Source organism: Gordonia bronchialis DSM 43247, from assembly GCF_000024785.1.
Classification (GTDB): Bacteria; Actinomycetota; Actinomycetes; order Mycobacteriales; family Mycobacteriaceae; genus Gordonia; species Gordonia bronchialis.
This window is the reverse complement of record NC_013441.1, coordinates 2,240,457-2,260,827: the sequence shown is the minus strand read 5'-3', so window position 1 is coordinate 2,260,827 and position 20,371 is coordinate 2,240,457. Positions and strand designations below refer to the sequence as shown.

Sequence of the window (20,371 nt, the reverse complement as noted above, 5' to 3'; positions counted from 1 at the left end):
CTCGTCGTAGCCGGTCACGCCTGGAGTGACCTGCTACGACGAGTTCGTGCTGGTCAGAAAACCGCTGAGCGCAAAGCGATCTCGCTGGCCAACGCCGCGGAGGCCTTCTGCGGAATCCAGTGGTCTATCCCGGGCAGCTCACAGAACCTGAAGTCGGAGTAGACATAGCGCGCCGATCCCACGGCCTGTTCGCGGCCGAGGGCCGGATCGCCGTCGCTCCACACCATCGTCGTCGGGATCTCCACCGGCGGGCACGACATGGTCGCCTTGATGTCGCCGAGGAAGTTGGCGCGGTACCAGTTGAGCGGCGGGGTCAGGGCACCCGGCTCGGTGAGCGGTGCGAGCTCCTCGGCCGTCACCCCGGCCCGTCGCAGCAGGACGCCGTCGCGGGCGAGGAGCTTCTCCTCGAAGCCGTCGGTCACGAAATCCTTGATGTAAGAAGAACGTTCACGCTGATCGCTGTTGGCCAACGCCTCCCGGGTGGCCACCGGGTGCCCGGTGGAGGCCACCACCAGCCCGGTGAAACGGTCCGGATGCCGAGCCGCGAGATGCCATGCCACGATGCCACCCCAGTCATGCCCGACGAGGATTGCATAGCGCACCTCGAGCGCATCGAGGATGCCGATGGCGTCGGCAACGAGGTGATCGAGCCGGTAGGGCTCGACGCCCTCGGGACGCGCGCCCGGGCTGTACCCCCGCTGGTCGGGCACGATCGTGCGCAGCCCCGATTCGTGCAGTCGCGGCACGACGTCGTCGTAGCAACTCCCGTTGACCGGGAAGCCGTGCAATAACAGGACCCAGGGGCCCCGGTCCGGTCCGCCGACCCGGACATCGAAGGTGAGGTCTCCGACGGTCACCGACCGCAGTTCTGTCTCCACCCGCCCCACGATAGGTGACGGACGCCGGCTCTGCGGTGACACCGGGTGCACAATCCGGACTCGTCGGTGAGCGAGGCGGCGGCAGCCGATCAGGAGCCGACGAGCCGATGAACGATGGTCGGCATCGCAGCCGGCGGGCCGCTGATGATCTGCGCGACGGCATCCATGTCGAGGTGTGTGGTCAGGAGGTCGGCGATGAGGTCGACCTGTGCCTGGCGGATCGCGTCGACGTCCGTGTCGGGCGCCGGCCGGAAGCCGGATGCACCCGCCGCAGCGGCCACCGAGATCAGCAGGTCGCGGCGAAAGTCGTTGTTGGCCAGCAATCCATGCCAGTGGGTGCCGCGAATCGCACCGCGTACGGCGCCCTCTCCCGCACCGTCGGCATCGATCCAGGACTGTTCGGCCGAGTCCACCACCTGACCGTGGTGGATCTCGTATCCGGTGACCCGACGCCTGCCCACCGTCCCATGTACCTGCCGGAGTGTCTTCTGCTCTCCGAAGACGATGTCGATGTCGAGGAGGCCGAGGCCGTCCACCCGGCCGGTACCGGATTCCACCGGGTCGTCGATGGTGCGGGCGAGCATCTGGAAGCCGCCGCAGATCGCCACGATCGGACCACCCCGGCGCGCACGGGCGGCCAGGGCGTCCCCGATACCGAGTTCGCGTACCCAGGTGAGGTCGGCGACGGTGGCACGCGTGCCGGGTACCACCACCAGGTCGGCTGCCGCCACGCTGCCCGGGTCGTCGACCCAGGTGACGTCGACACCGGGTTCACAGGCCAGCGCCTCGACGTCGGTCGAGTTGGAGATCCGCGGCAGCCGGATCGCGGCCACGGTGAGGCGGCCCGAGCCGGAAGGCGCCGCGTCGTCGCGGTCCGAACCCGCGAGGGCCGGTCCCACCCGCCGCCCCACCGGAGCGGCCAGCGAATCCTCCGCGTCGATCCACAGGTCTGTCGCGTATGGCACCACCCCGAGGGTGCGTCGTCCGGTCAGTTCGGCCAGCCGGTCCAGTCCCGGCTGCAGGATGGCCGGGTCACCGCGGAACTTGTTGATCACGAATCCGGCGATCAGGGCCTGATCTGCGGGGTCGAGGATGGCGGTGGTGCCGAACAGATGCGCCAGCGAACCGCCGCGATCGATGTCGGTGACCAGCAGTACCGGCAGCCCGCAGCCCTGGGCCAATCCGAGGTTGGCGATGTCGCTGTCGCGGAGGTTGATCTCAGCGACCGACCCTGCCCCCTCGACCACGACGACATCGTATTCACCTCGGAGAGAAGTGAATTCGTCCACAACAAGCTCGCGCAGACGGTTCCGCCAGGTCAGGTAGTCGGCGGCGCCGACGTCGCCGGCCGGTTGACCGCGAAGCACCACATGGGATCGGCGGTCACCGCCGGGTTTGAGGAGCACCGGGTTGAACCGGGTGGAGGGCTCCAGCCCGCAGGCATAGGCCTGCAGCGCCTGGGCACGACCGATCTCACCGCCGTCGGGTGTGACGACCGAGTTGTTCGACATGTTCTGCGCCTTGAACGGCGCCACCCGGACACCCTCTCGGACCAGTGCACGGCACAATCCGGCGACGACGAGGCTCTTACCCGCATCGCTGCTGGTGCCACCGATCAGCACTGCCCCGCGGAGTTCGTCCACGCCGGTCAGCGTACGGTCCGCACCGGCCCGCGCGCCAGGGGATGCGACGAGCGGACGCTCAGTTGGCGGCGGTGATCCGCGTGCGCTGGGCGTTGAACATCTGGACGAGGTTGCGTTCGACGTCCGCGGCGACGGTGGAACCACCCGTGCTGGTGATGTCGTAGGACACCTGGAAGGAGGTGCCGCGGTCCACGCCGAGCAGCAGATGCTGCACCAGTGAGATCTCCGTGCCGGACTGGGTGAACGTGCCGACCATGCGCACTCCGTTGAACGCGCCGTCGACTCCCGCCGGGGAGAGCCGCTCCATCGTCATCCGCACCGGGATGTCCCGGCCGTCGTCACGCACGGTCAGCGTGTACGAACCGCAGGCTGCCAGGATGCGGTCGAAATTCTCCGTGTAGTCGGGATCGATACGCTTCTTGACCTTGGCCTTGTAGCTCGGTGAGGTGCCGTTGGTCTGCGGCAGTTCGAGTTCGCGCTCGGCCTGATCGACACCGCGTTCGTCTTCGTGGGAGGACGCGACCAGGTCGCGGCATTCCGGTTTGTCGACGGCCACGTCGTCGTCATTGTCGTTGTCGGCGCCGGCCTCGAGTGAAAACTTGCCACCGCTGACCTGCGGGAAGTCACCCTCCGGCAACACCAGTTCCGACGCGGACACCGTCGGGACGGCGGCCACCGACGCTGAGGTCGAGGTCGAGGATGCCGAGGTCTCCGCGGAGGGAGTGCTCGACACCGACGACGACGCCGACGACGACGAACTGTCGTCGCCACACGCACCGAGGGTCAGCGCCGCACCGAGAGCGGCGACAGCCACGAACACCGTCGAGGCGCGTCTCATCGAGTTACGCGGTGCGCGTTACTGATTCATGCTTTTCGGTGCCATCATGTCGCGGACCTCTCGTCGGATCGTCGTCCGCCATCGATGCTGTCACAACCCGCCCACAGGATCGGGCGGATCCACGGTAATGGGCGACGAACCCCTGATCAGTCTGCCGAGGAGATGCGGGTGCGCTGCTTGTTGAACATGTTCACAAGGTTATTGTTCACCTCGTCGCCGACGGTGCCGCTCCCGTTGGTCAGGTGAACGTAGGTCGTCTGAAACGACACCCCACGCTCGACGCCGAGCAGGAAGTTCATCAGCATCTTCACCTGGATACCGCTGACATCGAAGGTCCCGGTCATCGCGACACCGTTGTAGTCGCCGTCGACACCGGACACCGTGAGTCGTTCCATGTGGACCTGCACCGGCAGTCGCTCACCGCTCTCGGTGAGGGTCAGGGTCAGATCGCCGCACTTTTCCAGAATGGTCCCGAAATCCGTTGTGTAACTGGGATCTTTCGCCTTCTTGAGGTCGACGCCGTAGGTGACGTTGTCGAGGGTGCCCGCCGAACTGTCGTCGGCCTCCAACTCCCGGGTGACCTTGTCGACCGCGGGGTCGTCGGTGTCCTTGAAGAGTTCCTTGCACTCCTGCTTGTCCACCGAGATCGCCGTCGAACTGTCGTCGTCTCCGGACTTGAGCGTGAACTTGCCACCGCTGATCTGCGGGAAATCCGCCTCCGGCAGGATCAGGTCCTTGGCAGCAGCGGTCGGCGTCGGAAGCGCGTCATCATCACCGCCGCCAAGCGTGAACGCGAGGACCACCGCGATGACGGCCACGATCACGACGGCCGCGACACCACCGCCGATCCACCACGCCTTCTTGCTCTTTCGGGGTGCCGGCGGTGGCGGGTATCCGGGCCCGCCCGGCTGACCCGCCCACTGTCCGGGCTGGGGCTGTCCGGGCTGGGGCTGTCCGGGCTGGGGCCCGGGTGGGTACTGACCGGGCTGTGCCGCCTGCGTCGCCCACGGGTCCGGCTGACCGCCCGGCTGACCGGGGTACTGGGGCTGACCCGGGTACTGGGGTTGACCCGGGTACTGGGGCTGGCCCGGATACTGGGGCTGGCCCGGCTGTTGCTGATTCGGGTCGTAAGGATTGCCCACGGTCCGATCCTCCCTGTCGTCGTTCACCCCCGACCGACGCTCCGCCGACCGGTATCAGCGGTGACTCTACGCATCGTCAGGCGTCCAGGGACGACAGATACGCGCGTCACCAGCGGATTGTGTACGCAAGATCTGCCGATCGACAGACGCGGTCAGGAGTCGGGCAGAGTGAGGATCTCCGCGCCGTCGTCGGTCACGACCAGGGTGTGCTCGAACTGCGCCGTCCACCTGCGGTCGGCGGTGACGACGGTCCAACCGTCGTCCCACATCTCCCAGGGCAGCCCGCCGAGGTTGATCATCGGCTCGATGGTGAAGACCATCCCCGGCTCGATGACGGTGTCCACGTTGGGTTCGTCGTAGTGCAACACCACGAGTCCGTTGTGGAAGGTCTCGCCGATCCCGTGACCGGTGAAGTCGCGGACCACGTTGTAGCCGAAGCGATTGGCGTAGGACTCGATGACACGTCCGATGACGTTGAGTTCCCGGCCGGGTTTGACCGCCTTGATGGCGCGTTCGGTGGCGATGCGGGTGCGTTCGACCAGATCCGCGGCCTCCGATGACACATCACCGGCGAGGAAGGTCGCGTTGGTGTCGCCGTGCACACCATGGATGTAGGCGGTGACGTCGATGTTGACGATGTCACCGTCGGCGATCACCGTCGAATCCGGTATCCCGTGGCAGATCACCTCGTTCAAGGAGGTGCAGCACGACTTCGGAAAGCCCTTGTAACCCAGCGTCGACGGGTAGGCGCCGTGGTCGATCATGTACTCGTGGGCGATGCGGTCCAGCTCATCGGTGGTGACTCCGGGAGCGACCGCCTTGCCGGCCTCGGCCAGCGCGTTGGCCGCGATCTTCCCCGCGATCCGCACCTTCTCGATGGTCTCGGGCGTCTGCACCCAGGGTTCGTGGCCCTCGTTGACGGTGGACTTCCACGCGTACTCGGGTCGTTCGATCGAATCGGGAACCGGCCGGGTCGGTGACACGACCCCCGGGGACAGCGGAGCACGGACTGGCATGCTGCCCAGCCTATCTCCCACGTCGTGAACGGAGCGGGCCCACCGGTCAGCTCCCGGCCACCAGGCGCCCGGCACCGGGAACTAAGGTGACACTCATGAGGCGGATCGGGCAGCTGACACGAATGCTGTCCGTGGTGGCCGTTCTCGCCGCGATCGCACTCACCATCACCGGCTGCTTTGTCACCCCCATCGAGCAGTCCGCCACGGTGTCGCCGTCGGAGCATCTGCGCGAGGGCCCGCAGACCGCGACGCTCCCCTCCTCCGACGTCGAGCCGGTCGCCACGAATCCGCCTCCTCGTCTGCCGGTGACCGTCGACTCGCTGCGCTACGGCAAGGTCACCGTCACCGACGTCAGCCGCATCGTCGCGGTCGATCTCAACGGAACGCTCGGGACCATCGTGTTCTCCCTGGGGCTCGGCGCCAATGTCGTGGGCCGCGACATGTCGACAGCTTTTCCCTCGGCCGCCGAGCTGCCGCTCGTCACCAACCGGGGTCACACCCTGAACGCCGAGGCGGTCCTCGCCCTGGCCCCGACGATCCTGCTGGTCACCGATGCCACGGTGCCCCAGTCCACCGTCGATCAGATCCGCAACTCCGGCGTGACCGTCGTCGTCTTCCCGAGTGCGCGCAACCTCGCCTCCAACGACGCGCTGATCCGGTCGGTCGCCACGAGTCTGGGAGTTGCTCCTCAGGGCGCGGCGCTCGCCGCCCGCACCGACGCCCAACTCGCGGCGGCTCGACGGCTGGTTCCCACGCCGTCCGGTGACCCGGTGATGGCGTTCATCTACATTCGCGGGCCGTCGATCCTGTACCTGCTGGGACCCGGTTCGGGTGCCGACGACCTCATCGCCGGGCTCGGCGGGCGCGACGCCGCCGAGGTGGCCCACATCACCGACGCACTCACCCAGGTGAACGCCGAGGTCATGCTGGCCGCCAACCCCGACGTCATCCTCGTGATGACCCAGGGTGCCGCGACGGTCGGCGGGCCCGATGGCGTGCTGGCGCTCCCCGGTATCGCCGAGACCGACGCCGGACGCCACCGGCGGGTGGTCCAGATGGATCAGTCCAAGATCCTCGCCTTCGGCCCGGACGTCGGAGAAGTGCTCGCCGCACTGGCCCGGGCGGTCTATCGGTGAGCGCCCCCACCGCCTCCGACGCGCGACCGGCCCGGCAGCACCGTCACCGCACCCGCAACGTCATCGTGGTCGCGATCATGGTGGCCGCGACCACGCTGGTGGCGATCATCTCGGCCGGCACCGGCCAGGTCGTGATCCCACCGGTGGAGGTTCTCGGTTCCCTGTTGCACCACTTCTATCTGGATGTGGGACCGCTGCCCAGCCATCCGCTCGGTGAGGCGGCCCTGTGGAATGTGCGTTTCCCACGCATCGTGCTCGGGCTCCTCGTCGGCGCGGCGCTCGGCGCCGGTGGATGCCTGTTACAGGGAGTGCTCGCCAACCCGTTGGCCGAACCCGGCGTCATCGGGGTCTCTTCGGGTGCCGCGGTGGGCGCCTGCCTGATGATCGTGCTGACCGGCGGTTCCAGCGCCGGTGCCGGCAGCCTCTCGGCGAACTGGGCGATCGCCGGTGCCGCCTTCGTGTCCGGCCTGTTCACCGCGTTCGCGATCTACATCCTGTCCCTGCGGGACGGCTCGTCGTCGGCGATCATGCTGGTGCTCACCGGCATTGCCGTCAACGCCTTCGCTCTGGGGATCATCGCCTACCTCACCTCGGTGGCCAACTCCGAGCAGCGCGAGCAGATCGTGTTCTGGCAGTTGGGTTCGCTGGCCGGCAAGGGCTGGAACGAGGTCTGGGTGTCGGCGCCGCTGATCGTCGCGGGGATCGCGACCGCACTGCTGCTGGTGCACAAGCTGGACCTGCTCGCCCTCGGTGAGATCCAGGCCGCCTCGCTGGGCGTGAACGTCGAGCTCGTGCGTCGCCAGGCAATCGTCCTGGTGTCGATCCTGACCGCGGCCGCAGTCGCCTTCGCCGGGATCATCATGTTCGTCGGCCTGGTGGTCCCGCACGTGATGCGCCTGATCGTCGGACCGCGGCATTCGATCCTGTTGCCCACCAGTGTGATCGGTGGCGCACTGGTGATCACCGCGGCCGACCTCGCAGCGCGCACCGTGCTCGGCGACGGCGAACTCCCACTCGGCGTGTTCACGGCACTGATCGGCGGCCCGGTCTTCTTCATCCTGCTGCGCCGCAGCCGCCACGCCGGAGCGGGCTGGTGACTCCTGAGACCGCGACCGCGGGAATCGCGGCCCAGGACGTATCGGTGGAACTGGGCGGTCGGGACGTGGTCCGCGAGGTGTCCGTGCAAGTGCATCCGCGTGAGCTGGTCGCCCTGGTCGGACCCAACGGGTGCGGAAAATCGACGTTGCTGTCGGTCCTCTCGGGCACCCGGGCGCTGCGCCGCGGCCGGGTGTGGATCGACGGTCACGACCTCGCATCGGTCCCGGTGCGCGAGTTGGCCCGCCACCGGTCACTGGTCACCCAGCACAACCGCACCGACACCCCCTTCACCGTCGCCGAGGTCGTCGAGATGGGCCGCTACCCGTGGCTGCGGACACCGCAGGCCCAGCGCTCTCCCGAGATCATCGCCGAGGCCATCCGCCTGTGCGACCTCACCGACATCGCCGACCGGCCGTTCTCCCAGCTGTCGGGGGGCCAGCAGGCGCGCGTGTCCCTGGCCCGGGCGGTGGCCCAGGACACGCCGGTGATGATGCTCGACGAGCCGACCGCCGCACTCGACATCCGCCATCAGGAACAGGTCCTCGACATCCTGTGTGCCCACCGGGATTCGGGCGCCGCGGTGCTTCTCGTGGTGCATGACCTGTCGCTGGCCGCCGCCTACGCCGACCGCGTCGCCGTCATGAAACAGGGCCGGCTCTTGGCGGTCGGACCCACCCGGGAGGTCATGACTCCGGCACTGCTCACCGAGACCTACGATCATCCGGTGCAGGTGATCGAGCACGACGGCCGGCTGGTGGTCCTGCCGCACCGATGAGCCGCGCGCCGATCAGGCGGCGTAACCCGGCGGCAGGAAGCTGAAGAAGTCCCGCGTCACACCGACCGCGTTGTTCGAATCCCCGCCCCGCACAACAAGTGTCGCGAACGCCAGGTCGCCGCGGTAACCGGCGAACCAGGCATGCGACCCGCCGTTGAACTCGGCCTCACCGGTTTTGCCGAAGATGGTCCCCAGACCGTCGATCGCCGTACCCGTACCGCTGGTCACCACCGCGCGCATCATCGGACGCAACTGGCCGACGACGCCGGGCCCCAGCTGCGCCGTGGGACCCTGCACCGTCGTCGGCTTGCCCAGGATCAGTTGTGGGACAGGCGCTTTGCCGTTGTTGGCCACGGTGGCCGCCACCAGCGACAGGCCCAGCGGACTCACCAGCACCTTGCCCTGACCGAATCCGTCCTCACTGCGTGCCACCAGTTCGTTGGCAATCGGTACGGAGCCGGACACGTTCTCGAGGCCCGCGATCCCGTACCGCGGACCCACGCCCATCGCAGCGGCGGTATGGGCGAGATCCGAGGGTCCCATCTCGCTGGCCAATTTCGCGAACGTGGTGTTGCACGACTGGGCAAACGCGGTGAGCATCGGCACGGTGCCGAGCGAGAAGGCATCGTAGTTCGGGATGAGGCGCGGCCCGATCTGGATCTCGCCGGGGCACGGCACCATCGTGTCCGGGTGCGCGAGGTTACGACCGATGGCTGCTGCGGCGGTGACCATCTTGAAGGTCGAACCCGGTGGGTAGAGACCGGTGGTCGCGATCAGCCCGTTGCGGTCGGCAGCAGAATTCTGCGCGACCGCCAGAATCCGGCCGGTCGACGGTTGGACGACGACCATCGCGATCTGAAAACGGTTAGAGGCGTTGACCGCTCGCTGTGCCGCGTTCTGCACCTGACGCGACAGCGACAGCGAGATCGACGGCGCGGCCTGCGGCGCGTGGTCGGAGAGGATGTCGGCGTCGAGTCCATTGGGATTCACCGTCGCCACCCGCCAGCCGACACGCCCGTCGACCTCGTCGTCGACGACGCGTTTGACCTGGGTGAGCAGAGCGGGCGCGAATCTGGGGTCGCGGGCCACCAGCTCGGCCTGTTCGTTGTGTTCCACGCCGGGGATGGCCAACTGGTCGCGTAGCCGATCGAATGTGGCGCGACTGAGCCGGGTGATCGGGTACGGCCCGTTCTCGGCGGTCGATTCCTCGGCGATCACCTGCGCGGACAGGGACCTGTCGTACGGGCGCAGCACGTCGACGAGGCGCGTGACCGAGTCGGCGACCGATCCCTGTGTGGCTGCCTCATGGGCGTCGAAGGTGACCCCGATGACCGTTCCGTTGACCATCACCTCGGAACCGTCGGCCTCGTTGACCGTCGCGCGAGGTGGTTCGGTGATATTCAGTTCCAGGCGCTGATCGGCGCCGAGTGCCGGATGGATGTTAGTGGAGATCCAGCGCACACCCCAGCCGCTGTCGGAGCGGACGAGCCGCACGGTCGCCGGATAGGTCCAGTCCCGTCCGCGTGGCAGGCGCCAGTGATAGTTGACGTCGACGTCGGCGGTGTCTCCGGTGATCCGCACCCGCCCGGCATCGGCCTGCATCGACTGCGCGGCCAACCCCTCCCACGCACTGTTCATCGCGGCGGCGGCCGTCTGCGGGTCGTCCGTCATTCCCGCGGCAGCGGCAACGTCGTGGGCCCCGAAGGCGCTGAGAAAGCGATCAGCGGCGCGACGTGGTCCGTCGTCCTCATCGGTTGTGCAACCGGCGATTCCGAGCACCACGAGCGCACAGACGGCCACACTCACCGCCCGTATCCCGCGCCACCGCTGTTGCCACATCAATCTGGAATCCTATGGCCCGCCGCTGCCGATACCCGGATGCCACGCGGAAGGCAGGGTGGTCGAGGCATCGACGAGTCTCGGCCGTACCCACGACGAGCACGGCTCGCGGGGACAGCGTGCAGTCAGTCGACGAGGATCGTCGCGAAGGTCCCGACCTCGGTGAATCCGACGCGCTCATAGGCGGCGCGCGCGGTCAGGTTGAAGCTGTTGACGTACAGGCTCGGGATGCGTCCGTGCGACTTCACCGCTTGCGCCACCGCTGCGGTGCCCGCGATCCCGAGTCCCTCACCGCGCCGGTCTGGTGCCACCCACACACCCTGGATCTGCCCGACCCGCCGCGACAGTGAGCCGATCTCGGCTTTGAAGACCACTCGCCCGTCGTCGAAGCGGGCGAAGACGCGTTGCGCATTGATGAGCGACGTAAGACGACGACGATAGGACCGTCCGCCGTCGCCCGCGGTCGGATCGACCCCGACCTCGCCGATGAACATGTCGATCGCGGCAGGCAGGTAGACATCGAGGTCGTCGATGGTGACCATCCGCACGCCCGGATCGGCGGCGACCTCAGGCGGACCGGGCAGTGCGAGCAACGGCTGCACCGAACGGACTTCGCGAGCCGGGCCCCACGCCGGTTCGAGCTGGTCCCACATGGGCATGACCAGCTCGGCTCGCCCGACGATAGACGAGCAGAGCCGTGGCGCGGCGATCGCACGGTCGGCGAAGTAATCGAGGTCACCCGGGGCGCCGAGCAACGGGATGAGATTGGCCCCCGAGAAGCACAGCGAGGTGGTCGGGTCGTGGGCGGTCCACAGTTCGCCACCGAGAAGGCGTGGGGTGATGCCGTGCACCTCGAAACGGGCTGCGACCATGCACATCGCCACCGGGTCGGTGGTCAGGACACGATCGACGACGGGTGCGTCACGCGCACCGAGCGGCTTGTCGCCCAGAAGCTTCAGCACCACCGCTCCTTCACTGTCGTCGGGGTCTTACGAGACGGTCACCACCGGTGACCCGACCTGCGACCCGTCACCAGTTTCTCCCGATTCGGCCGCGATCCGCAGCGCTTCTTCGATCAATGTCTCCACGATCTCGGCTTCGGGGACCGTTTTGATGACCTCACCCTTGACGAAGATCTGGCCCTTGCCGTTTCCGGAGGCGACTCCGAGGTCTGCTTCGCGGGCTTCGCCGGGACCGTTGACCACACAGCCCATCACGGCGACACGCAGCGGGACCTCCATGCCCTCGAGCCCGGCGGTGACCGCATCGGCGAGTTTGTAGACGTCCACCTGAGCGCGTCCGCAGGACGGGCAGGACACGATCTCGAGTTTGCGGGGCCGCAGGTTCAGCGACTGCAGGATGGCGTCGCCGACCTTGATCTCCTCGGCGGGCGGCGCCGAGAGCGAGACGCGGATCGTGTCGCCGATCCCCTGACTCAGCAGGGCGCCGAAGGCCACCGAGGACTTGATGGTGCCCTGGAAGGCCGGTCCGGCCTCGGTCACCCCGAGGTGCAGCGGGTAGTCGCACTGCGCGGCCAGCTGGCGGTAGGCCTCGACCATGATCACCGGATCGTTGTGCTTCACCGAGATCTTGATGTCGCCGAAGCCGTGTTCCTCGAACAGGCTCGCCTCCCAGAGCGCCGATTCGACGAGCGCCTCCGGGGTCGCCTTGCCGTACTTCTGCATGAGTCGTTTGTCGAGCGAACCGGCGTTGACGCCGATGCGGATCGGAATCCCGGCGTCACCCGCGGCCTTGGCCACCTCTTTGACGCGTCCGTCGAATTCCTTGATGTTGCCCGGGTTGACGCGGACCGCGGCGCAGCCGGCGTCGATCGCGGCGAAGATGTACTTCGGCTGGAAGTGGATGTCGGCGATCACCGGGATCTTCGACTTCTTCGCGATGATCGGCAGCGCGTCGGCGTCCTCCTGGCGTGGGCAGGCCACGCGGACGATGTCACAGCCGGACGCGGTGAGCTCGGCTATCTGCTGCAGGGTCGCATTGATGTCGTGGGTCTTGGTGGTGGTCATCGACTGCACCGAGATCGGGTGGTCACTCCCGACACCGACGGAGCCGACCTGGATCTGCCGGGTCGTGCGGCGCGGCGCCAGGACCGGCGGCGGTCCCGCGGGCATACCGAGCCCGATCGGGACTGCGGAATCAGTGGGCGCGTTCATCGTTTCACCTCGGGTGACTGGTTGAGCGGCTGATGAGTGGGGGCTGATCCTCACCAGGGGTTGATGGGGTTGATGATGTCGGCGGTCAGGGTCAGGACCATGAATCCGCCCATGACGAGCACCACGGCGTAGGTGACCGGCAACAGTTTGAAGTAGTCGACGGCACCGCCGGGCGCCCGGCCGAACCAGCGCCGCACCGTGTCGCGGCCCTTCTCGTAGCCGACGATGGCCATGTGTCCGCCGTCGAGCGGCAGCAGCGGGATCAGGTTGAACAGGGCCAGGAAGAAGTTGATCGAGATCAGCAGAATCCAGAACATGTCCCAGAGTCCGCGTTCGACGGCCTGACCGCCGAGCACCGACGCCCCGTACACGCTGACCGGGGTGTCCAGCGAGCGTTCACCACCGGTGACCGCGGTCCACAGCGCACCGATCTTGGTGGGCAGCCGCAGCAGCGCGTTCCAGGTCTCACGGAACAGGTCTCCGGTGAACACCACCGCGCCGGGCACGATGCTGAGCGCGTCGTATTGCTTCATCGCCGGCGGGACGTCGTAGGCGATGCCGACCATGTTGTAGGTCTGCGACTCGACCTTGCCCTTCGAGTCGGTGGCGGTCACCGTCACCGGCTGCGGGGTCATCGTCGCGTCGAAGCGGCGCCCGTCGCGTTCCACGGTGAGCACGATGGGCCCGGTGCTCTCCCGGATGACCGGGGTGAGGTCGGCGGCCTTCTCGACCGGACGGCCGCCGACCGCGACGATCTGGTCACCGGGTAGCAGCCCGGCGGCACCCGCGGGACCTGTTCCGGTACACGGCGATTGGGTCTGCTTGTTGTTCTTGATGTCGATGGCTGACGACACGCACTGGGTCTCGGCCACCCGGGCGGGTACCGGCGGTGGGCTCAGGTCGGGCAACCCGAAACTGAGGCCGACGATGATGATCAGCACGAACCCGAGGATCAGGTTCTGGGCGGGTCCCGCGGCGAGTACGACGAGACGTTTCCACGCCTTCTGCTTGTACATCGCCCGGTCGCGTTCGTCGGGGGCGAGGTCTTCGTGCGGGGTCATGCCGGCGATGTCGCAGAAGCCGCCGAACGGAAGGGCCTTGACGCCGTACTCGGTTTCTCCGCGCCGGATGGACCAGAGCGTGGGCCCGAAGCCGACGAAGTAGCGGCGGACCTTCATGCCCGTCGCCTGCGCCGCCCACATGTGGCCGCATTCGTGCCAGGCGACCGACAGCAGCAGTGTCACCGCGAACAAGGTGACACCGATCGCGAAACTCACGTACTCACTCCATCCAGCACCAGGACCGCGGCGCGATCACGGGCCCATTGATCGGCTGCGAAGACCTCCTCCACACTACCCGGCGCAGACGACCACTGATCGGCCTCGCCGAGCACCTCGGCAACGATCTCGACGATGCGCGGGAAGCGGATGACGCCGTCGAAGAAGCCGGCCGCAGCGGCCTCGTTGGCGGCGTTGAACACCGCGGTCATGCTGCCGCCGGCCCGTCCGGCATCTCGGGCGAGGTCGATCGCCGGGAACACCTCGTTGTCGACCGGTTCGAAGGTCCACTGCGCGGCCGTCGAGAAGTCGCACGCCGACGACGAGCCGGGGACCCGGTCGGGCCAGCCGAGGGCGAGCGCGATCGGCAGTTTCATCGACGGCGGCGACGCCTTGGCGACGGTTGCACCATCGACGAAGGTCACCATCGAGTGCACGATCGAGTGCGGGTGAACCGTCACGTCGATGTGGTCGTAATCCACTCCGAACAGCAGATGTGCCTCGATGACCTCGAGTGCCTTGTTGACCAGCGTCGCCGAGTTGAGGGTGATCATCGGGCCCATCGACCACGTCGGATGCCGGCCTGCCTGTTCAGGTGTCACGTCCTCGAGCTGAGCGCGGGTCCAGCCCCGGAAGGGCCCGCCCGACGCGGTGAGGACCAGCCGGTCGACCTCGTCGGCACTGCCGGCCCGCAGACACTGGGCGATGGCGGAGTGTTCGGAGTCCACCGGGACGATCTGACCGGGCGCGGCGGCGTCGAGCACCAGCGACCCGCCCGCCACCAGAGATTCCTTGTTCGCCAGCGCCAGGCGGGCCCCGGTCCGCAACGCGGCGAGGCTCGGTGCGAGTCCGATCGACCCGACGACGGCGTTGAGAATCACGTCGGCCTCGACGCTGTCGATCAGCTCACACATGGCGTCGGGGCCCGCGATCACCGGACCGCCGAGATCGTCCGCGAGTTGGTGCGCGGCCACCGGATCGGCAACCGCGATCCGGTCGGGCCCGATCCCGAACTCGGTCGCCTGGGCGGTCAGCAGGGCCGCGTTCGAGCCGCCCGCACCGAGTCCGACGACGCGAAACCGATCCGGATGCTCGCGGATGACCTCGAGCGCCTGCACGCCGATCGAACCCGTCGAACCGAGGATGAGCACACGAGTTGGCACCCCTCCATTCTGGACCACGGGGCCCCTCGCGCCGACGCCGACGTCATTCGCCCGCCGGATGTACCCTGCGCCAGTGTTCGGCGATGTCGATGCGGCGCGCGATCCACACACCCTCATGGGCTTGCAGGTGGTCGAGGAATCGTTCCAGGGCGGCCAGCCGCGCCGGCCTGCCGACCAGTCGGCAGTGCAACCCCACCGACAGCATCTTGGGTGAACCCTCCATTCCCTCCCGGTAGAGGACGTCGAAGGCGTCGCGGAGGTGGGTGAAGAACTGCTCGCCCGACGGGAAGCCGCCGGGTGAGGCGAAGCGCATGTCGTTGGTGTCGAGTGTGTAGGGCACCACCAGGTGATCGACCGCCTCGAGCACACCAGCGGTCTGACGGCCAACCCGCACCCAGTAGGGCAGATCGTCGGCGTAGCTGTCCGAGTCGTAGACGAAACCACCGTGTTCGACGACGAGCCGCCGGGTGTTGGGTGAGTCGCGGCCGGTGTACCACCCCAGCGGGGCGGCGCCGGTGATCTCGGTCAGCAACGACACCGCCGCCGCCATGTGTTCGGCCTCCACCGTCGGGTCGACCATCTGATAACTCAGCCACCGGTACCCGTGGCAGGCGATCTCGTCGCCGCGGGCGACGAAGGCCGCGGCGACCTCCGGATTGCGGGCCATCGCCTGGGCGACGGCGAAGATCGTCAGTGGCAGTCCCCGCCGCGTGAACAGTCGCAGAATGCGCCAGACCCCGGCGCGCGACCCGTACTCGTAGAGCGACTCCATGCTCATGTGCCGGTTGGGAAACGACTGCGCCCCGATCATCTCGGAGAGGAAAGTCTCACTCCCCCGGTCGTTTTCGAGGACGTTGTTCTCCGAACCCTCCTCGTAGTTGAGGACGAACTGCACCGCGATCCGGGCATCGCCGGGCCAGTGCGGGTCAGGGGTGTGCTCGCCGTAGCCGATCATGTCCCGCGGGTAGTTCTCCGCGCGGTAATCCGACAGCGCTCGGGGGGACTCGAACATGCGCGCATTCTGTCACCGAATGATGGCCCGGGCGACGCGAGTCGTCGTGCTGGCCGGCGAGCCACCCGCACCGCGTGAAGGTCGCTACCGCTATGCTGATCTCCGAACTACTACCGATCGTCAGAGTTCTGACATCCGTGCAGCGAGGAGTCATCGTGGCAAGCACCGAGGTGGAGCATCACGACACCGTCGACACCGGCTGGGTTCGCGAACCCGCCGACGCTCCCTCGGCCCGCTTCGGCTGGCACGGCGTGGGCATGAAGACCTCCTACATCGCCGCCGTGTTCTGCGCCCTGGCCCTGGTGGCGATGATCATCGGCAATCATCACGGCCACATCGAGGACATCTACCTCATCGGCTTCGCAGCGGTGCTGATCTACTTCGTGGTGCGCGGCGTGGTCATGAACCGAAACAAGTGGTCCTGACCTCTCGCAACGCGCCGTCGGGCTCAGCGTTCCTCGGCCGCGAGCTGACCGCAGGCCGCCGCGATCTCCTGACCGCGGGTGTCGCGCACCGTGCACGACACACCCTGTTCGCGCACCCGCCGGACGAATTCCCGCTCGACTGGTTTGGGACTGGCGTCCCATTCTGACCCCGGGGTGGGATTGAGTGGGATCAGATTCACGTGGACTCGTGACCCCAGTGCCTTGTGCAGCTTCTTGCCCAGCATGTCCGCCCGCCACGGCTGGTCGTTGACGTCGCGGATCAGTGCGTACTCGATGGACACCCGACGACCCGTGGTGTCGGCGTAGTAGCGGGCCGCGTCGAGCACCTCCTGGACCGACCAGCGGTTGTTCACCGGGACCAGGGTGTCGCGCAGCTCGTCGTCGGGGGTGTGCAGCGACACCGCGAGCGTCACCGCGAGACCCTCGTCGGCGAGCCGCCGAATCGACGGCGCCAGACCCACGGTGGAGACCGTGACCGACCGCGCCGAGATGCCCAGGCCGTCGGGCGCCGGTGAGGTGATCTGGCGCACCGCACTCACCACCCGCGTGTAGTTGGCCAGCGGCTCACCCATACCCATGAAGACGACGTTCGACAGCCGGCCCGGTTCCCCGAACTCGCCGTCCCGCAATGACCGTGCAGCGCAACGCACCTGGTCTACGATCTCCGCGGTCGACAGGTTGCGGTCGAGTCCGCCCTGGCCGGTGGCGCAGAACGGGCAGGCCATCCCGCACCCGGCCTGACTGGAGATGCACAGCGTGTTGCGGTCGGGGTAGCGCATCAGCACGCTCTCCAGCAGCGTCCCGTCGTGCAGGCGCCACAGGGTCTTTCGGGTGCTGCCGTCGTCGCACGAGATGTGGCGGACCGGCGTGAGCAGCGGTGGGAACAGCGCCGCACCCACCGAATCGCGGGCCGACGCGGGCAGATCGGTCATCTCCGCGACGTCCCCGTTGAGGCGTGCGTAGTACTGACGGGCGAGCTGATTCGCCCGGAACTTCGGCAGCCCGAGTTCGGCGACGGCGGCCACCCGAGCCTGGGCATCCAGGTCGGCGAAGTGTGTCGGCGGGCGGCCTCGACGAGGCGCGTCGAACACGAGTGGCAATGACGTCATGGAGCCATTGTCGCATGTCATGATGAACCCATGAAGACACCAGATCCCGCATACCCCGGCCCTGACCCGGCGAATCCGGTCGATCCGGGACCCCCGGTGCCGTCGGCGGATGAGCATGCCGATGCCGAACGCCAGGCACTGCTCGCCGAGCGCGACGCCCTGCGCGACACCGTGCGCGACGTCGAACACACCCGGACGCGCGCCACCTACTTCGGGTTGGTGATCGGCGCGATCATCCTGATCCTGCTGCTGGTCTTTATCCTGCAGAATCTGGAGTCCCAGCAGATCATGCTGATCTTCTGGGAGGTGAATCTCCCGGTCGGGGTGAGCCTGCTCATCGCGGCGATCGCCGGGGCACTGCTGGTGGCGCTCATCGGCGGGCTGCGGATGCTGCAGATGCGCCGCGCGCTGCGCAAGGCCCGCACCTGAGGGTCGTCACAACAGTGCGGTGAGGACCGCCCAGACGACGAAAGCCGACGGCAGCAGTGAGTCCAGGCGATCCATGATGCCGCCGTGGCCGGGCAGCAACGTGCCCATGTCCTTGATGCCCAGGTCGCGTTTGACCTGCGACTCCACCAGGTCGCCGAGAGTGGCGCAGACCACCAGGATCGGGCCCAGCACCGCTCCGATCCACCAGTGGCTGCCGAGCAGGAATATCACGCAGCACACCGCGCCGGTGGTCCCGACGACCAGCGAACCGACCAGCCCCTCCCACGATTTCTTGGGGCTGATCGCCGGCGCCATCGGATGTTTGCCGAACAGCACGCCGGCTGCATAACCCCCGACGTCGGAGCAGACCACCACCACCATCAGCGTGGCCACCCGGGCGGCACCGTCGTCGGCCATCACCAGGTTGGCACCGAACGATGCCAGCAGCGGTAGCCAGGCCAGCACCAGCACCGACGCCGCCAGGTCCTTGAGATAGTTCTGCGGGGCATGAGAAAGCCCCTGCGACAACAACTTCCACACCATCACCACAAGCACGGTGGCAGCAAAGGCGGCTATCGACCCAGTCTGTCCCCACGGCCAGCTCGCCCAGATGACGGCCTGCCCGCCCACCAGCAACGGCCAGAAGGCGACGTCGTAACCACCGTCGCGGAGACGTTTGGTGACCTCCCAGGTGGCGACCAGGAAGGCGATGGCGACAAGCGGATACCAGAGCAGCGGAGCAAACAGCAGAATCAGGATGATCCCGATGCCGAGCGAGAAACCGACCGCGAGCGCGGCCGGGAGGTCTCTCCCGGCTCGCGACTTCTTCGGCTCCTCCGAGGAGTCCGGTGACGTCGGCGGTGTCCGGCGATCGCCGCGTCGTTGCGGGGCCGCGCTCACACCTCGAGCAATTCGTTTTCTTTGTGCTTCACGAGTTCATCGACCTGTTGCACATACCCGGCGGTGGTCTTGTCGAGTTCTTTCTCCGCGCGCGTGACCTCGTCCTCGCCGGCCTCCCCGTCCTTCTGGATACGCTTGAGTTCGTCGACGGCCTTGCGACGGATGTTGCGGATGGAGACCTTGGCGTCCTCACCCTTGCCCTTGGCCTGCTTGACCAGGTCGCGGCGTCGTTCCTCGGTGAGCTGCGGAACGGCCACCCGGATCACGTTTCCGTCGTTGGTCGGATTGACCCCGAGGTCCGAATTGCGGATGGCGGTCTCGATGTCCCGCAGCGTCGACGCCTCATACGGTTTGATGACGACGAGCCGCGGCTCCGGGGTATTGATGCTGGCGACCTGGGTGACCGGGGTCATCGCGCCGTAGTACTCGATGACCACCTTGTTGAACATGGCCGGGTTGGCGCGACCGGTGCGGATGGAACCCATGTCATCCTTGGCGACACTCACCGCCTTTTCCATCTTCTCCTCGGCATCGAACAAAGCGTCGTCGATCATGCTCTTCCCCGTTCCAGGTTGTGTGGGTCTGTTGGGATGCGGTGCGGCATGTCAGGTGCGCACCAGGGTCCCGATCCGATCGCCCGCGACCGCGCGGGCGATGTTTCCCTGCTCCAAGAGATTGAACACCAGCATCGGCATCTTGTTGTCCATACACAGACTGAAGGCGGTCGCGTCGGCCACCTTGAGTTCCTTGTCCAACGCTTCGCGGTGGGAGATCTCGGTGTAGAGCGTCGCGTCCGGGTCGATCCGGGGGTCGGCGCTGTACACGCCGTCGACCGCCTTGGCCATCAGCACCACCTCCGCCTTGATCTCAAGTGCCCGTTGGGCCGCGGTGGTGTCGGTGGAGAAGTACGGCATACCCATTCCGGCGCCGAAGATCACCACGCGCCCCTTCTCCAGATGCCGCTGCGCCCGCAGGGGCAGGTACGGCTCGGCCACCTGACCCATCGTGATGGCGGTCTGCACACGCGTGGTCACGCCCCGCTTCTCCAGGAAGTCCTGCAGGGCCAGGCAGTTCATCACGGTCCCGAGCATGCCCATGTAATCCGAGCGGGCCCGGTCGAGGCCGCGTTGCTGCAGTTCGGCGCCCCGGAAGAAGTTCCCGCCGCCGATGACGACGGCAATCTGCACGCCGGTCGCGACAACCTCACCGATCTGATCAGCGACGGTGGCGACCACATCGGGGTCCAGACCGACCCCCCCGCCACCGAACATCTCGCCGCCCAGCTTGAGAAGCACTCGGCTGTAGCCGGGGCGTTTCGACGGCTGCGGCTCGGGGATCTCGCTCATCAACATCCTCACTGGTCGGGTCCGCTCACATCTTATGTCCCCGGGTGAACACTTCCGGGGAGTGCATGGCCAAACGGTGCACGATCGACGAACCGCGCAGCACACGGCGTCATTCACGGAGCACATCGATCGGGAGTCGGCGGACGACGG

20 protein-coding genes are annotated in these 20,371 nt (G+C 67.3%); 5 read left to right on the top strand and 15 right to left on the bottom strand.

Annotated features, from left to right (window positions below):
- Positions 1-53: 53 nt before the first annotated feature.
- The 5 genes from GBRO_RS10555 to map form a co-directional block, all read right to left on the bottom strand.
- A complete protein-coding gene (locus GBRO_RS10555; protein WP_041920406.1) occupies positions 54-857 on the bottom strand; it encodes an alpha/beta fold hydrolase in 804 nt (267 codons plus the stop codon).
- A 110-nt stretch (positions 858-967) separates the two neighbouring features.
- Complete coding sequence (locus tag GBRO_RS10550; protein ID WP_012833934.1) at positions 968-2,521, bottom strand: cobyric acid synthase; 1,554 nt, start codon at positions 2,519-2,521, stop codon at positions 968-970.
- Between the two features lie 58 nt (positions 2,522-2,579).
- Positions 2,580-3,335: a hypothetical protein gene (locus GBRO_RS10545; RefSeq protein WP_147290649.1), complete on the bottom strand. Its 756-nt coding sequence runs from the start codon at positions 3,333-3,335 to the stop codon at positions 2,580-2,582.
- Positions 3,336-3,505: 170 nt separating this feature from the next.
- On the bottom strand, positions 3,506-4,501 hold the full coding sequence (locus tag GBRO_RS10540) for a hypothetical protein (RefSeq protein ID WP_012833932.1): 996 nt from the start codon (positions 4,499-4,501) through the stop codon (positions 3,506-3,508).
- Between the two features lie 152 nt (positions 4,502-4,653).
- Positions 4,654-5,517, bottom strand: coding sequence for a type I methionyl aminopeptidase (gene map / locus GBRO_RS10535; RefSeq protein ID WP_012833931.1), 864 nt, complete (start codon positions 5,515-5,517; stop codon positions 4,654-4,656).
- Positions 5,518-5,639: 122 nt separating this feature from the next.
- Here map and GBRO_RS10530 point away from each other — a divergent pair, with 122 nt between their 5' ends.
- The 3 genes from GBRO_RS10530 to GBRO_RS10520 are packed head-to-tail and all read left to right on the top strand — an operon-like array spanning position 5,640 to position 8,526.
- The gene (locus tag GBRO_RS10530) at positions 5,640-6,653 is read left to right on the top strand and encodes a heme/hemin ABC transporter substrate-binding protein (protein WP_370452951.1); all 1,014 of its coding nucleotides are present in this window, start codon (positions 5,640-5,642) and stop codon (positions 6,651-6,653) included.
- A complete protein-coding gene (locus GBRO_RS10525; RefSeq protein WP_012833929.1) occupies positions 6,650-7,750 on the top strand; it encodes a FecCD family ABC transporter permease in 1,101 nt (366 codons plus the stop codon). The genes GBRO_RS10530 and GBRO_RS10525 overlap by 4 nt, the downstream gene beginning before the upstream one ends.
- On the top strand, positions 7,747-8,526 hold the full coding sequence (locus tag GBRO_RS10520; RefSeq protein WP_012833928.1) for a heme ABC transporter ATP-binding protein: 780 nt from the start codon (positions 7,747-7,749) through the stop codon (positions 8,524-8,526). Before GBRO_RS10525 ends, GBRO_RS10520 begins: the two co-directional genes overlap by 4 nt.
- 12 nt (positions 8,527-8,538) lie before the next feature.
- On the opposite strand, the gene GBRO_RS10515 is transcribed toward GBRO_RS10520, so the two are convergent.
- The 6 genes from GBRO_RS10515 to puuE form a co-directional block, all read right to left on the bottom strand.
- Positions 8,539-10,365: a penicillin-binding transpeptidase domain-containing protein gene (locus GBRO_RS10515; RefSeq protein WP_012833927.1), complete on the bottom strand. Its 1,827-nt coding sequence runs from the start codon at positions 10,363-10,365 to the stop codon at positions 8,539-8,541.
- Positions 10,366-10,490: 125 nt separating this feature from the next.
- On the bottom strand, positions 10,491-11,327 hold the full coding sequence (locus GBRO_RS10510) for a GNAT family N-acetyltransferase (RefSeq protein WP_012833926.1): 837 nt from the start codon (positions 11,325-11,327) through the stop codon (positions 10,491-10,493).
- Positions 11,328-11,354: 27 nt separating this feature from the next.
- The gene (gene ispG, locus GBRO_RS10505) at positions 11,355-12,539 is read right to left on the bottom strand and encodes a flavodoxin-dependent (E)-4-hydroxy-3-methylbut-2-enyl-diphosphate synthase (RefSeq protein WP_012833925.1); all 1,185 of its coding nucleotides are present in this window, start codon (positions 12,537-12,539) and stop codon (positions 11,355-11,357) included.
- A gap of 50 nt (positions 12,540-12,589) precedes the next feature.
- Entirely contained in the window at positions 12,590-13,816 is a 1,227-nt protein-coding gene (locus tag GBRO_RS10500) for a M50 family metallopeptidase (RefSeq protein ID WP_012833924.1), read from the bottom strand.
- Entirely contained in the window at positions 13,813-14,979 is a 1,167-nt protein-coding gene (gene dxr, locus GBRO_RS10495; RefSeq protein WP_041919847.1) for a 1-deoxy-D-xylulose-5-phosphate reductoisomerase, read from the bottom strand. The genes GBRO_RS10500 and dxr overlap by 4 nt, the downstream gene beginning before the upstream one ends.
- A 43-nt stretch (positions 14,980-15,022) precedes the next feature.
- The gene (puuE, locus tag GBRO_RS10490; protein ID WP_012833922.1) at positions 15,023-15,991 is read right to left on the bottom strand and encodes an allantoinase PuuE; all 969 of its coding nucleotides are present in this window, start codon (positions 15,989-15,991) and stop codon (positions 15,023-15,025) included.
- A gap of 155 nt (positions 15,992-16,146) precedes the next feature.
- Between puuE and GBRO_RS10485 the strand changes: the two genes are divergently transcribed.
- Complete coding sequence (locus tag GBRO_RS10485; protein ID WP_012833921.1) at positions 16,147-16,416, top strand: DUF2631 domain-containing protein; 270 nt, start codon at positions 16,147-16,149, stop codon at positions 16,414-16,416.
- Between the two features lie 23 nt (positions 16,417-16,439).
- Here GBRO_RS10485 and rlmN read toward each other — a convergent pair whose 3' ends face one another.
- A complete protein-coding gene (gene rlmN / locus GBRO_RS10480) occupies positions 16,440-17,546 on the bottom strand; it encodes a 23S rRNA (adenine(2503)-C(2))-methyltransferase RlmN (protein WP_012833920.1) in 1,107 nt (368 codons plus the stop codon).
- A 30-nt stretch (positions 17,547-17,576) separates the two neighbouring features.
- On the opposite strand from rlmN, the gene GBRO_RS10475 reads away from it, so the two are divergent.
- Entirely contained in the window at positions 17,577-17,975 is a 399-nt protein-coding gene (locus tag GBRO_RS10475) for a LapA family protein (protein WP_012833919.1), read from the top strand.
- A 6-nt stretch (positions 17,976-17,981) separates the two neighbouring features.
- Here GBRO_RS10475 and GBRO_RS10470 read toward each other — a convergent pair whose 3' ends face one another.
- The 3 genes from GBRO_RS10470 to pyrH are packed head-to-tail and all read right to left on the bottom strand — an operon-like array spanning position 17,982 to position 20,221.
- Positions 17,982-18,875: a phosphatidate cytidylyltransferase gene (locus tag GBRO_RS10470; RefSeq protein WP_012833918.1), complete on the bottom strand. Its 894-nt coding sequence runs from the start codon at positions 18,873-18,875 to the stop codon at positions 17,982-17,984.
- The gene (frr, locus tag GBRO_RS10465) at positions 18,872-19,429 is read right to left on the bottom strand and encodes a ribosome recycling factor (RefSeq protein WP_012833917.1); all 558 of its coding nucleotides are present in this window, start codon (positions 19,427-19,429) and stop codon (positions 18,872-18,874) included. Before frr ends, GBRO_RS10470 begins: the two co-directional genes overlap by 4 nt.
- A 51-nt stretch (positions 19,430-19,480) precedes the next feature.
- Complete coding sequence (pyrH, locus tag GBRO_RS10460) at positions 19,481-20,221, bottom strand: UMP kinase (protein ID WP_012833916.1); 741 nt, start codon at positions 20,219-20,221, stop codon at positions 19,481-19,483.
- Between the last annotated feature and the right edge of the window lie 150 nt (positions 20,222-20,371).